The 14405-nt window shown below is 57.9% G+C and carries 9 protein-coding genes and 1 pseudogene; 8 read left to right on the forward strand and 2 right to left on the reverse strand.

Features of this window, described 5'->3' with window-relative positions; translation table 11 throughout:
• Positions 1-42 precede the first annotated feature (42 nt).
• A complete protein-coding gene (locus tag KQ661_RS11600; protein WP_168674188.1) occupies positions 43-783 on the reverse strand; it encodes an electron transfer flavoprotein subunit beta/FixA family protein in 741 nt (246 codons plus the stop codon).
• Positions 784-937: 154 nt separating this feature from the next.
• Here KQ661_RS11600 and KQ661_RS11605 point away from each other — a divergent pair, with 154 nt between their 5' ends.
• The 8 genes and pseudogenes from KQ661_RS11605 (at position 938) to KQ661_RS11640 (ending at position 12817) form a co-directional block, all read left to right on the forward strand.
• Positions 938-1276: a tetratricopeptide repeat protein gene (locus tag KQ661_RS11605; protein WP_216688510.1), complete on the forward strand. Its 339-nt coding sequence runs from the start codon at positions 938-940 to the stop codon at positions 1274-1276.
• Positions 1277-1520: 244 nt separating this feature from the next.
• Positions 1521-1700, forward strand: coding sequence for a DUF937 domain-containing protein (locus KQ661_RS11610; RefSeq protein ID WP_216727113.1), 180 nt, complete (start codon positions 1521-1523; stop codon positions 1698-1700).
• Positions 1681-1881, forward strand: a complete 201-nt coding sequence (locus KQ661_RS11615; protein WP_216688511.1) for a hypothetical protein — start codon at positions 1681-1683, stop codon at positions 1879-1881. Before KQ661_RS11610 ends, KQ661_RS11615 begins: the two co-directional genes overlap by 20 nt.
• 537 nt (positions 1882-2418) lie before the next feature.
• Positions 2419-3726: a TolC family protein gene (locus KQ661_RS11620; protein WP_216688512.1), complete on the forward strand. Its 1308-nt coding sequence runs from the start codon at positions 2419-2421 to the stop codon at positions 3724-3726.
• Between the two features lie 106 nt (positions 3727-3832).
• The gene (locus KQ661_RS11625) at positions 3833-4912 is read left to right on the forward strand and encodes an efflux RND transporter periplasmic adaptor subunit (RefSeq protein ID WP_216688513.1); all 1080 of its coding nucleotides are present in this window, start codon (positions 3833-3835) and stop codon (positions 4910-4912) included.
• Positions 4913-5068: 156 nt separating this feature from the next.
• Positions 5069-8227, forward strand: coding sequence for an efflux RND transporter permease subunit (locus KQ661_RS11630; RefSeq protein WP_216727114.1), 3159 nt, complete (start codon positions 5069-5071; stop codon positions 8225-8227).
• A 341-nt stretch (positions 8228-8568) separates the two neighbouring features.
• Positions 8569-11676 (forward strand): annotated as a pseudogene (locus KQ661_RS11635) (efflux RND transporter permease subunit).
• A gap of 91 nt (positions 11677-11767) precedes the next feature.
• Positions 11768-12817, forward strand: coding sequence for a methyltransferase domain-containing protein (locus KQ661_RS11640; RefSeq protein ID WP_216688515.1), 1050 nt, complete (start codon positions 11768-11770; stop codon positions 12815-12817).
• A gap of 67 nt (positions 12818-12884) precedes the next feature.
• Here KQ661_RS11640 and KQ661_RS11645 read toward each other — a convergent pair whose 3' ends face one another.
• Entirely contained in the window at positions 12885-14372 is a 1488-nt protein-coding gene (locus KQ661_RS11645) for a lipopolysaccharide biosynthesis protein (RefSeq protein WP_216727115.1), read from the reverse strand.
• Positions 14373-14405 lie beyond the last annotated feature (33 nt).

A 14405-nucleotide genomic window follows, 5' to 3' on the forward strand; every position in this document is an offset into this window, starting at 1 on the left:
ATAGCCAACTCTTAACTCATAACTTTTAACTCTTAACTCCCTTTAAATGACTTTCGCTTCGTTGCGCAGCAGCTTGATGAGCTCGCCGGCATTCTCAGCATCGATGAGCTTTACGCCCTGCTTTTTGGGCGGCAAGGCAAACTCGGCTACGGTGGTGCGGGCGGGCTCGCCAATGGCGGGCACTACTTTCAGGGGCTTGGTGCGGGCCGTCATGATGCCGCGCATGTTGGGGATGCGGGGCTCGCACATGGGCTGCTGGCACGAGGCCACGAAAGGCGTGTTCACGGTCACGATTTCCTTGCCGCCTTCAATTTCGCGCTCCAGCGTGGCGGTGTTGCCGCTCATGTCCAGCTTCATGGCCGGGGCCACGGTCGGAATGCCGAGCATCTCGCCCACCATGCCGTGCACCTGGAAGCCGTTGTAGTCGATGCTTTCCTTGCCCATCAAAATCACGTCGTAGGCACCTTCTTTGGCGATGGCGGCAATTTGCTCGGCCACGAAGTAGGCATCCTGCGGCGCGGCGTTCACCCGGATGGCATCATCAGCCCCAATGGCCAGGGCCTTGCGGATGTTGGGCTCGGTGTCGGCTTCGCCCACGTTGAGGACGGTGACAGTGCCACTACCGGCGGCTTCCTTCAGCTCGATGGCGCGGGTGAGGGCGTACTCATCCCAGGGGTTGATTACGAACTGCACCCCGGCCTTGTTGAACTCCTTGTTATCAGGGGTGAAGGCGATTTTGGTGGTCGTGTCGGGCACGTTGGAAATACAAACCAGAAACTTCATCTAAGCGGGATTAGGGTGGCGAAATCGAATTTAAAAGGCTGCATGCATAACAACCAACACTGGCTTGCCGGTTTCCGGCAGCCAATCTTTATCAGGGGATATGCGGCAGAAAAGCCGCAATTTTGCCCCAAAGGTAAACAAAACTCCTGCCCTAATGAATACTCCCGCCACGCGTTTGCAACAGTTATTGGCTTTCCATGCCGATGACCCCACCGATGCCTTCACTATATATGCCCTGGCAACCGAATACCGTGCCCAGGAGCCGGAGCGGGCCTGGGAATTTTACAACAAATTATTAACCGAGCATTCCGACTACGTGGGGACTTACTACCACGCCGGCAAGTTGTTGGAACAGTTTGGTAAAAAAGATGAGGCCGAGAAAGTGTACCGCACCGGCCTGAAAGTGGCCCGCGCCGCCGGCCAGCAGCACGCCGCCAGCGAGCTGCTTCAGGCGCTAAACAGCTGCCTCGGTCTTGACTATGAGGATGACTAACCAATCGAAAATGGCCCGGCAAGTGGCCGGGCCATTTTCCGGAAGTTGGTAGGGGGATGAATGGCCCCACGGCGGTGTATTTGCGGTTTACTGGAAGGGAAAGCAACAGGTTGATTTCTTTCGGCAGGCGGTAATTGATGTTGGTCGGTTAAAAGGGTGGCTCTGTCGCCTAAGTAATGCTAATACTGAAGCTGTTTTGCATTTCTACCGCGAGAAAGATTCTACCCCATCTTCCTGTTTTACAATGTCCTCACTGTTCACTACCATTGCCCGGACCTTCCCCCGGGGACTGATTAGCCACCTGGCTACGCGTCTGGGCGAGGGCGAGAAGGGGATGAAGCGTGCCCTCGACGGCGTGCTTCCCGTGATGATGGGTGGTATGGCCCGACAGGCCCAAACCTGCGATGCCCAGCTGCATTTTTGAATGCAATAACCGGGCGTATCAAACAACGCTGTACGGGTTGGGCAGCGTGCCCGGGATGCTGGGCATCCTGGGCAGTGGCACTGCCGCCAACAGCGCCCTTATGCAGGGTGAAACGCTGCTGCTGGTGTTATTCGGCAATTCCTGGCAAACCATTGCAGTTTCGGTGAGCCACTACGCCTAGGTGAAGCGCACCACGGCCAGCACGCTGCTAATGCTGGTGGGAGCGGTGCTGCCCGGCCTGCTGGGCCAGTACGCCGAGCACAACTGATTGTCGGCTGCCACCCTGACGGCAAATTTAATCGGCATTAAAAGCCAGCTGAATACCCTGTTGCCCTTCGACTTGCGAGCGGTGGCTAACACGCTGGGCCTGAACGGCGAAATCCGCGCGGCCAAGGCTGGAAACCGACAGGGGCGGATTATTTCCTGGATGTTGCTGCTTACAGCCGCACTGGGCCTGGCCAACCCGCGGCCCGAAGCTGCTGGCCCCGGTGCTGTCAGCGACTTCCCTACCGCTGGTGAAGGGCTATTGGCTGGCGGCGCAGGTGGCCGGCGAGGGGCCGGGCCGCCGCTAATCGTAGCTGCGCTATCGTACGCAGAGAATTGACCCCCTTAAAAATGGGCGTTCACCGAGGTTTTGAGGTCGTTCAGGGGGTAAATGAAACATTCATTTTATCCTCATATATGCATCGGCACCTTTGTCAGGAAATCAACGCCAATTATGTCCCGTTTCCCTTTCTTGGTTCTTTTTGGGGCGTGGTGCCTGGGCCCTCAGCCCGCCGCCGCCCAAAGTGCTACGGCTATTTACGCTTCACCAACCGATACCATTCGCCTGGCACTGCCGCAGGCCGAACAGCAATTTTCTCAGAATAACCTGGCCGTACTGGCCCAGCAATACAATGTGACGGTGGCCCAGGCCCAGGCCGTGCAGGCCCGCCTGATTGATAACCCGTCGCTATACGTGGAGCAGGACGTGCTGCGCCGCAAGATTGGCCGCCCCACGGTGCCCGAAGGCACGGTAGGCAGCGAGGCCATTGTGACGGTGCAGCAGCTGTTTTCGCTGGCCGGGCGGCGCAAAGCCGCCGGCCAGGTAGCTCAGCAAAACGCAGTAGTGGAGCAGTACAACCTGCAGGATTTGCTGCGTAACCTGCGCTACCAGCTGCGCAGCACGTTCTACGACGTATACTTTAAGCAGCAGACCCTGAGGACCTACGCCACGGAAATAACCTCGCTCACGCGTACCGTATCCCTATACCAGACGCAGTTTGAGAAGGGCAACATTGCGCTGAAAGAGGTGATTCGTCTGCGGGCCTTCCTGTTTACGCTGCAAAGTGAACGCCAGAGCCTGCTGAATGACGTGGCTTCGGACCAAACCGATTTGCACGTATTGCTGCGCGACGCGACCGGCAGCCAGTTTGTACCCCTGGTAGACCTGCGCCGGACCCGCGAGCTGAACCTGGCCAGCCACCCGGAGCAGGAGTTGATTGATACCGCCCTGGTGCGCCGCACCGATTTGAACGCCCGCCGCGCCAGCCTGCAACAGCAAAATCTGAACCTGAAGCTGCAACAGAAACTGGCCACTCCCGACCTGGCCGTGGGCTACACCTACGACAAAGCCGGCTCCTACATCAACAACTACAGTGCGTTGACGCTGGGCATCGCGGTGCCCATCTTCAACCGTAACCAAGGCAACATTCAGGCGGCCAAAGCGCAGATTGCCGGCAGCCAGCTACTGGTAGACCAGCAGCAGCTGGTGGTGCAGAGCGAGGTGCACCAGGCCTACCAGCTGGCAGCCCGCAATGACGAGCTGTTTCAGAACACCGACCGTGACACCGCTCCCTTTGCGCGCCTGATGGTGGGCATCGAGCAGAGCTACGCCAAGCGTATCCTGAGCGTGGTGGAATATCTGGACTTTTTCGAGTCCTATAAAAACAACCTGGTGCAGCTGAATACCTTGCGGGCCAATCGCGTGCGGGCTTTCGAGCAGTTGAATTTTGCCGTGGGCAAGCCGGTGTTCCGCGCCGAGTAGCCTAATTGAGCTGTTAGCTAGTAGCTTTTAGCTTCCGACGCCAATACAAACCCTGTCATTCATCAAAAGCTAACAGCTAAAAGCTGACGGCTAATAGCTAACTATAATGAACCGCTCCTTTCTGGCATTGCTGACCGCCGTAACCCTGGTTGGCTGCTCCAAACCCGAAGTTAAAGAAGAGAAGAAGGAGGGCTTCCGCCTGTCCGACACCATGATGCAGCAGATTGTGCTCGACACGGTGCGCCTGCGCCCGGTGCAGGACGAGCTGGTGCTGACCGGCGAAATCGCCACCGATGGCGACAAAACCGTGAAAGTTTACCCCCTGGTGGGCGGCGTGGTAGAGCAGCTGAAAGTGCAGCTCGGCGATAAGGTGACCAAAGGCCAGGTGCTGGCCGTCATCAAGTCGGGCGAGATTGCCGATGTGCAAAACCAGACCACCGCTGCCAGCTCCGACCTCGACATCGCCCGCAAAAACCTGGCTGTGGCCGATGACATGTTTAAAGCCGGTCTGAACTCGGAGCGCGATGTGGTGCTGGCCCGGGCTGAGGTAACCAAAGCTCGGGGCACAGTGGGTAAAAACGTGAAGCAGCTCAGCGTGTATGGCATCGGCAAGAACGGCATGTACGAGCTGCGGGCCCCGATATCGGGCTTCATTACCGAGAAGAATGCCACCGACCACGAGCAATTTAACAACGATAACGTGGGCAACCTATTCACGGTGAGCGACCTGGATGATGTCTGGATTATGGCCAACGTGTTTGAGTCGGACATCTCGAAGGTGAAGGAAGGCTACTCGGCTGACGTGACCACGCTGAGCTACCCGGATAAGCATTTCCGGGGCAAGATTGACAAGGTATTCAACGTGCTCGACCCCGACAGCAAGGTGATGAAGGTGCGCGTGCGCCTCGACAACCCCGGCTACCTGCTCAAGCCCGAAATGTATGCCCAGGTGCGGGTGGTAAATACGGAAGGGGCGAAGGCCCTGGCCGTGCCCGCTAAGTCTGTCGTTTTCGATAAGGACCGCAACTTCGTGATGGTGTTCAAGGACCGCACCCACGTGGAAACCCGTCCCGTGACCATCAGCAAAACGGTGGGCGACTACAGCTACATCACCAGCGGCCTCAAAGCGGGCGATGTGGTGATTGCGAAGGACCAGCTGTTGGTGTACGACGAGCTGAATGACTAGGTCATTTAACAATTAACATTTATCATTTAACATTTTTCAATCAGCCTTTATGAGGCTGGGCTGGCTGCGTCTTGTGCTTCCAGTAGATGAGAAAAGTTAGTGGTAGAGGTTGATTATGAGTTGTTAAATGATAAATGTTAATTGTTAAATGACACCATGAATAAGTTCATCCAAGGCATTATCGCCTTTTCGCTTAAAAACAAGGGCTTCATCTTCCTCATGACGCTGGTGGTGGTGGTGATGGGCGTAGTGAGCTATCGGAACACGCCCATTGAGGCGTTTCCGGACGTGACCAACACCGAAATCACCATCATCACGCAGTGGCCCGGCCGCTCGGCCGAGGAGATGGAAAAGTTCGTAACCGTGCCCATCGAAATCGCCCTGAACCCGGTGCAGAAAAAGGCCTCGGTACGCAGCACCACGCTCTTTGGCCTGTCGGTGGTGAAGGTGATTTTTGACGATGGCGTGGACGACGCCTTTGCCCGCCCGCAGGTGAACAACCTGCTGCGCGAGGTGGACCTGCCCGACGGCATCACGCCCGACGTGCAGCCGCCCTACGGCCCCACCGGCGAAATCTACCGCTACACGCTGGAGAGTAAGAATAAAACCGTGCGCGAGCTCAAAACTCTGCAGGACTGGGTGATTGAGCGCAACCTGAAAGCCGTGCCCGGCGTGGCCGACGTGAACAGCTTCGGCGGCGAGGTGAAGGCCTACGAAATTTCGGTGAACCCCGGTAAATTGCAGGATTTCGGCCTCACGCCGCTCGACCTGTACAACGCCGTGCAGCGCTCCAACATCAACGTGGGCGGCGACGTGATAAACCAGGGCCAGCAGAACTACGTGGTGCGCGGTATTGGCCTGCTGAACAACATCTCGGATATCACCAACACGGTAATTAAGAACGTGAACGGCGTGCCCATTCTGGTGCGCGATGTGGCCCGCGTGAGCGAAAGCGCCCTGCCGCGCCTGGGTCAGGTAGGCCGGGGCTTCGAGGACGACAAGCTGGAAGGAATCGTGGTGATGCGCAAGGGCGAAAACCCCTCGGAAGTCATTGCCCGTCTGCACGCTAAGGTGGATGAGCTGAACTCGAAAATCCTGCCGCCCGATGTGAAGATGAAAACCTTCTACGACCGGCAGCAGCTGATTGACTTCTCCACGGAAACGGTGATTCACAACCTGTTGGAAGGCATTGTGCTGGTGACGCTTATCGTGTTCCTGTTCATGGCCGACTGGCGCACCACGGTGATTGTGTCGGTGATTATTCCGTTGGCGCTGCTGTTTGCCTTCATCTGTCTGCGGCTGCGCGGCATGAGCGCCAACTTGCTGAGTATGGGGGCCATCGACTTCGGCATCATCATCGACGGCGCGGTGGTGATGGTGGAGGGCTTGTTTGTGGCCCTCGACCACAAGGCGCACGAGCTGGGCATGGAGCGCTTCAATAAGCTCTCCAAGCTGGGGCTGATTAAGAAGTCGGGCCGCGAGATGGGCAAGTCGATTTTCTTCGCCAAGGCCATTATTATCACGGCGCTGCTGCCGATTTTCTCTTTCGAGAAAGTGGAGGGTAAGGTGTTCTCACCGCTGGCTTGGACGCTGGGCTTCGCCCTGCTGGGCGCGCTGATTTTCACCCTCACGCTGGTGCCGGTGCTGGTGAGTATCCTGCTGAAAAAGAACGTGAAGGAGAAGGACAACTTCTTCGTGCGCGGCGTAAACAACGGGGCCAACCGCTTCTTCCGCTTCACCTACGCCCGTAAAACCGCCACGCTCATTATTGCCTTCGTGGTGACGGCCGTGGGTCTGTATTCGTTCTCCTTCCTCGGCTCAGAATTTCTGCCGGAGCTGAACGAAGGCTCGATTTACGTGCGGGCTCAACTGCCGTTGAGCATCAGCCTGGAGTCGAGCAATGAGCTGTGTAACAAGATGCGGCGCGATTTTCTGAGTTTCTCCGAGGTGAGTGATGTGGTGAGCCAGACCGGCCGCCCCAACGACGGTACCGACCCCACGGGCTTCTACAACAACGAATTTCTGGTGCAGCTGAAGCACACGCCGGAGGTCGAGAAGAAGATGAAATCCAAGGTATACCGCGAGGACTTGGTGGCGCGGATGAAGGCCAAGCTCGACAAGTTTGCGGGCGTCGATTTCAACTTCTCGCAGCCCATCACCGACAACGTGGAGGAAGCCGCCTCGGGCGTGAAAGGCTCGATTGCGGTGAAGATTTACGGCTCCGATTTAGCCACGCTCGAATCCAAGGCCCGCGAGGTGTACGAAATACTGAAAACCGTGAAAGGTATTGACGACCTGGGGGTGCTGCGCAACATCGGCCAGCCCGAGTTTCACGTCGACCTCGACGAGCGCCGCATGGCCAGCTACGGCGTGAGCAAGACCGACGCAGCTTCGGTGCTGGAAATGGCAGTGGGCGGCAAGGAAGCCACTCAGCTGTACGAAGGCGAGCGCAAATTCCCCATCCGGGTGCGCTACGAGCCCCAGTTCCGCCAGACGCCTACCGAAATTTCGGCCCTGATGGTGCCCACGCAGTCGGGCAAAACCATCCCGCTCACCGAAATTGCTACCATTGGCTCTGTCACCGGCCCCAGCCTGATTTACCGCGACGACAACCGCCGCTTCGCTGCCGTGAAGTTCTCCATCCGGGGCCGCGACATGGGCTCGACCATTAAGGAAGCCCAGGAAAAGGTGAACCGCCACGTCGTGCTGCCCAAAGGCTATGAGCAGAAATGGACCGGCGATTTCGAGAACCAGCGCCGCGCCCAGCAGCGGCTCTCGCAGGTGGTGCCCATTTCCCTGGGCCTCATCTTCTTCATCCTGTTCATTCTCTTCGGCAACCTGAAAGATGCCGGGCTGGTGCTGCTCAACGTGCCGTTTGCCATCATCGGCGGCATTGCGGCGCTGTTGCTCACGCACACCAACTTCTCGATTTCGGCCGGCATCGGCTTCATCGCCCTGTTCGGTATTTGTATTCAGAACGGGGTGATTCTGATATCCGTTTTCAAGCAGAACTTGGTGAAGAAGTACACGCTTGACCACAGCATCAACGAAGGCGTGATTTCGCGGGTGCGCCCCGTGGTGATGACGGCCCTTATGGCCACCATCGGCCTGATGCCGGCCGCCATCTCAACGGGCATCGGCTCGGAGACGTCCAAGCCACTGGCTATTGTGGTAATTGGCGGCCTCATTACGGGGACTATCCTCACGCTCTTCGTGTTCCCGCTGGTATTTGAGCGGTTTTATCGGAGCGAGCACACCAAGTATGTGCCGCTGCACGGCGAGAAAGGTTCTGTTGAGCCGTTGGCAGTACATTGATGCCAAATAAAACGCGCTCCAACTCGACGTAGCCTTACAGAGTTTACACTACATAGGAGTTATTTAGAAAGTCACAAAAGGTACTCAAACGGTCATGCAGCGCGCAGCGCAGCATGACCGTTCGGGGACTTTCTAAACAGCTGCATAAAAAAAATCCCGCTGCCTGATAAGGCAGCGGGATTTTTTTTATGCTTTCCATCTTCATTTCCGCTTCATGACTTCATTCAACCCTCATTATTTACTCATCAACTTTTCACTAAAATTTCATTTCTCATTCGGTTTAAATTCAAACCGAATGCTACCGCAGTCCACTACGCCGCCGCTTCCCACCCCGCACTGCTATGAACAAGTTTATTTCCGGCATCGTCGCCTTCTCGCTGAAGAACCGCTTCTTCATCTTTTTCATGACGGCGCTGCTCGTAGCCGGCGGCACCTACAGCTACGTCCACACGCCCATCGAGGCGTTTCCGGACGTGACGAATATCCAAATGATTATCGTGAGTCTCTGGCCCGGCCGCTCGGCCGAGGAGGTGGAGCGCTTCGTGAGTACGCCCATCGAGGTGGCCATGAACTCGGTGCAGATGAAGAGCAACATGCGCTCCATCAGCATGTTTGGCCTGTCGGTGCTCAAGATAAACTTCGAGGGCAACGTGGAGGACTTCTTCACCCCACTCAGCAGGTGAACAACCTGCTGAGTGGGGTGAATCTACCCGCCGGCTGCGACTTACATGTGCAGCCGCCCGACGGCCCGACGGGCGAGATTTTCCGCTACACGGTGCAGAGCCGCACCGGCCGCAGCACTAACGAGTTACTCGCCATTCAGGACTGGACGGTGGAGCGGCAGCTAAAATCGGTGCCCGGCGTGGCCGATATCGCGGCTTTCGGCGGCACGCGTAAGGTGTACGAAATCAGCGTGAACCCCGCCATGCTGGCCAAGTACGACATGACGCCGCTGGAGGTGTTCGAAGCCGTGCAGAAGTCGAACATGAACGTTGGGCGGCGACGTGATTGAGAAGAACTCGCAGAGCTACGTGGTGCGCGGTATCGGCCTGCTCACCAAGCCCGAGGACATCGGCAACATCATCAGGACATTAATAACGTGCCGGTGCTGGTGCGCAACGTGGCCCAGGTGAAGGAAAGCAACGCCCCCCGCGTGGGCCAGGCCGGGCTGGACGACCAGAGCGACGTCGTGGAAGGCATCGTGGTAATGCGCAAGGGCGAAACCCCCGCCGAGGTGCTGAGCTCAACGAAAAGGTGCTACTCAACAACTTGTATATCAAAGTGTTATACGACCTAGACGTGCTGATGGACCACTGCACGCACACCGTGATTCACAACCTGATGGAGGGCATTGTACTCGTCACGCTCATCTTCATGGCCGACTGGCGCACCACGCTCACGGTGGGCATTGTGGTGCCGCTGGCGCTGCTGTTTACCTTCGTGTGTTTGCGGCTGGAAGGCATGAGCGCCAACTTGTTGAGCATGGGCGCGATTGATTTCGGCATCATCATCGACGGGGCGGTGGTGATGGTGATGGTGGAGGGCATTTTCGTGGTGCTCGACCACAAGGCCCAGCAGGTGGGCATGGAGAAGTTCAACAAGCTGGCCAAGATGGGCATGATTAAGAAGACTGGTGGCGAGCTGGGCAAGGCCGTGTTCTTCTCGAAGCTGATTATTCTGACCTGCCTGCTGCCCATTTTTGCCTTCGAGAAAGTGGAGGGCAAGATGTTCAGCCTGCTGGCCTACACGCTGGGCTCTGCCCTGATCTGACGCTGACGCTGGTGCCCGTGCTGTGCTCGCTGCTGCTGAACAAGAACGTGAAGGAGAAGCACAACCCCATCGTAACCTTCTTCGACACCATTGTAACCAATGCTTCTGGCTTCACTTACCGCCACAAGATGCTGAGCTTCGGCGTGACGATGGTGGTGGTAGTGGCCGGCCTGTATTCGTTTAAATTGCTGGGCTCGGAGTTTCTGCCCAAACTGAACGAGGGCGCGCTGTGGGTAGAAACCAAGCTGCCGATGTCGTCTTCCCTGACGGAAACCAACAAGATGGCGGCCAACTACCGCCGCATCCTGCGCTCGTTTCCGGAAGTGACGTCGGTGCTTTCGCAAATGGGCCGCTCCAACGACGGCACCGACCCTTTGGGTACTTACTACGTGCAGGCCCAGGTGAACCTCAAACCCAAGGACGAGTGGAAGCGCGACATCACTAAGGAGCAGCTGATTGAGGAGATGGACAAAAAGCTGAAGGAGTACCCCGGCATTATTTTCAATTACTCACAGCCGATTATCGACAACGTGGCGGAAGCCGTGGCGGGCATCAACGCGGCGCTGGCCGTGAAGATTTTTGGCAATGACCTCAAGGAGCTCGACGGCAAGTCCAATGAGGTGATGAAGGACCTGGGCACCGTGCGCGGCGTGAAGGACCTGGGCATTCTGCGCAACTTGGGCCAGCCCGAAATGAGCGTGCGCCTCGACCAGACCCGCATGGCTGCCTAAGGCGTGCAAACCACTGATGCTCAGACCGTGGTAGAAATGGCGGTAGGCGGCAAGGCCGCTACCCAGATTTACGAGGGCGAGCGCAAGTTCGACGTGACGGTGCGCTACCCCAAGCAGAACCTTGACACCGAGCAGAAAATCGGCGGGTTGCGCGTGCCCACCATCCGGGGCAGCAAGGTGGCGCTGAAGGAGATTGCCGACATTGGCACCAGCAATGGCCCGGCCTTCGTGTACCACGATAACGGCCAGCGCTTTATCGCGGTGAAGTTCTCCATTCGGGACCGTGACATGAGCTCGACCATCGCCGAGGCTCAGAAGAAGATGGACCAAAGCATCAAGCTCGACAAGGGCTACCGCATTGAGTGGGCCGGCGAGTTTGAGAACCAGGTGCGGGCCACCAAACACCTGGGGCAAGTGGTGCCGGTGTCGCTGGTCATCGTCTTTATCCTGCTGTTTATCACCTTCGGAAATGGCAAGGATGCCGCGCTGGTACTGGCCAACGTGCCGTTTGCCCTCATCGGCGGCATCGCGGCGCTACACCTCACGGGCGTCAACTTCTCGATTTCGGCCGGCATCGGCTTCATTGCGCTGCTGGGGATATGTATTCAGAACGGCATCGTGCTCATCATCGTGTTCAAGGAAAGCCTGCGCAAGAAGCTGAGCCTGAGCGAAATCCTGCGCCTGGGCGTGGCCTCGCGCGTGCGCCCCGTGGTGATGACGGCCCTCATGGCCATGATTGGCCTGTTTCCGGCGGCCCTCAGCACCGGCATCGGCTCCGAAACGCAGAAGCCGCTGGCCATTGTGGTGATTAGTGGGCTGGTGACGGCCACGGTACTTCCCCTGCTGATTTTCCCGCTCATCTTCGCCTTCTTCTACTGTGAGATGAACCAGAATGGCACGGCTCCCAAGCGCCAGCGGAAGGAGCGGCCGGTGTTGGTGGGGGCGTAGGCCGTAATTTGCAGCGAAAGAACTTTAGCTGGGCAAACCAGTTATTCCCGGCGCAACGTATTTTTTGCCTCCATCATCGAATTTCATAATTATGGCCTCTTCCGAAACCCGCGCTCAGGTGCAGGACTACTACGGCACCCAATTGCAAACCAGTCAGGACCTGCTCACCAATGCCTGCTGCACCGATGATATTCCGCTTGCGCACCGGCGTATTCTGGCCCAAATGGAGTCAGAGGTACTGGAGAAATATTATGGCTGCGGCGTGTGCATTCCCGATGCCATTGAAGGCATCACGGTACTTGACCTGGGCTCCGGTTCGGGCCGCGACGCTTATTTGCTTTCCAAGCTGGTGGGCGAGCATGGCCACGTTATCGGCGTGGACATGACCGAGGAGCAGCTCGATGTGGCCCGCCGTCACATTGATGCCCATACCGTCACCTTTGGCTACTCGAAGCCTAACGTGGAGTTCCGCCACGGCTACATCGAAGACCTGAAATCGGCCAACATCCCCGACAACAGCGTGGACTTGGTGGTGAGCAACTGCGTGCTCAACCTGAGCACCGACAAAGAGGCCACCTACCGCGAAATTTTCCGGGTGCTGAAGCCCGGCGGTGAGCTGTTCATCGCCGACGTGTTTGCCGACCGCCGCGTGCCCGAAATCCTGCGCCAGGACCCCATTCTCTACGGCGAATGCCTGAGCGGCGCCATGTACACCGAGGATTTCCGCCGCCTGTTGCTCCGCTTGGGCATCAACGACTACCGCGTGCTCAGCAGCCGCCGCCTCACCATCAACAATGCTGAAATCGAGGAAAAAGTAGGCAATATCGGCTTCTACTCGCTCACCGTGCGGGCCTTCAAGCTCGACATCGAAGACAAGTGCGAAGACCACGGCCAGGTGGCTACTTACCTGGGCACCATTCCCGGCCAGCCCAACAAGTTCGTGCTCGACGACCATCACACCTTCGAAACCGGCCGTCCCATGCTGGTGTGTGGCAACACTGCCGCCATGGTGGCTGATACCCGCTACGGCTCCCACTTCAAGGTAATGGGCGATACCAGCCAGCACTTCGGCCTGTTCGACTGCGGTCCGTCGCCGTTAGCAGTGGCCTCCGGCGAGGCCGTGAGCGGCAGCTGCTGCTAGGGAGTTTCGGTTTTTTTGCTAAAAAGGAAAGGGTGGGCCGTATGGCTCACCCTTTCCTTTTTGGTTGTTAGCGAGTCAGCCGGGCCCGAAGGCCAGCTAGCAAGCCGGCGGCCTCCGGGGCAGTGCCCGTCAGCAGCACCCCCGCGCCATATAGCACCGTGAGCACGCTGCCGCGCATCAGCAGCGTGAGGAAAGCGTTGCCGGTATCAGGCAGCACCCAGGCTGCAAAACCGGCCCCGGCCGCCACCACCAGGATGCGCCCAATCTTGCCATCGAAGGGCTGCATGCCATAGTTGCGCCACACAAACCACGTCCGCACGGTGTTGATGCTGACCAGCGCGATGCAGTACGCCAGGGCCGCGCCGGCCAGCGCCAGGCGCGGGATGAGTATCCAGTTGAGCACGACCACGGCGGCGGCCAGCGAGACGTTGAACACCAAATCGAACCGGTAGCGCGGCGACGTGGCCACGATGATGCCATTGACGCCGGTGATGCCATCGAACAGCCGGCCGCCCAACAGCAGGAGCACCGCTGTGGTGCCCACCGCGTACTCGGGCCGGTGAATGAGGCCATAGATAAAGTCAAGATTCAGGCCGATGCCTAAAGCTAAATAGCAGCCCAGTAGCGTGTTAATACGGGTGCTGCGGCGGTAAAAGTCGGCCATCTTGGCCATATTGCCTTCCTTCCAGTATTCGGCGATGAGCGAAAAGGCCGTTTTGTAGAGCGCCCGAAAGGGCAGGACCAGGGCCGTGCTTACATTGGTGGCAATGAGATAGATACCGGCGGCTGCCAGACTGACTTTGGTGCCCACCATCAGGCTGTCGATGTTGAGCAGCACCGTGCCCGAGATGTTGCTCAGCAGCACAAATGCCCCGAAGCCCAGCATCTCGCGCAAGGGCTTGATGCGCAGCGCCTCACGCGTGGGCCGCAGGTGTAGCTCGCCAATGGCCGCCAAATACACGGCCAGCAGTACCGCCACCACCGCATACGCCCCCACGTAGGCCAGCACGAAGCCGTGAAAGCTGATAACACCTTGGCTGTAAGCAATGGCGGCTCCCACCAGCATCAGCCGTAATAGGATTTCCTGGCAAAACGAGGAAAAAGACGTGTGATAGAGCGAGCGCAGGTAAGCGTCCTGCAAGGAGCCCAGCATGATGCAGCCTGCCAGCGCAATGGCCGCCAGGTAGTGCGGCGAAAGCAATGCCGCATCGCCCTTGGCGTACCACTGCAGCAGCAATGGCTTGCCCACCAGCATGGCCAGTGCCACCACCACAAAGCCGAGTAGCGGTGGCCCCAGCAGCAGCGGAAAGAAGCCCGCGTGGTTGCGCCCCTGGTTCCGGAAAAACGGGAAATACCGAATGCCCATATTGGCAAATCCGAAGGAAGCTACCTGCGCCCCGATGGTAGCCAGTGGTAGCAATACGCTGGCTGTGAGGCCAATCTGGGACGGCGAAAGCAGGCGCGGCAGCACCAGAATGGTGTTGGCAAAGCCAATGGCGAGGCCCACGTAGGAAATCAGGGTGTTGCGAATGCCCTGGCGCTGAACGATGCCCAAACGGTAAATGAGTAAATGAGTAAATGAGTAATT

The sequence above is a fragment of the Hymenobacter siberiensis genome (assembly GCF_018967845.1).
Classification (GTDB): Bacteria; Bacteroidota; Bacteroidia; order Cytophagales; family Hymenobacteraceae; genus Hymenobacter; species Hymenobacter siberiensis.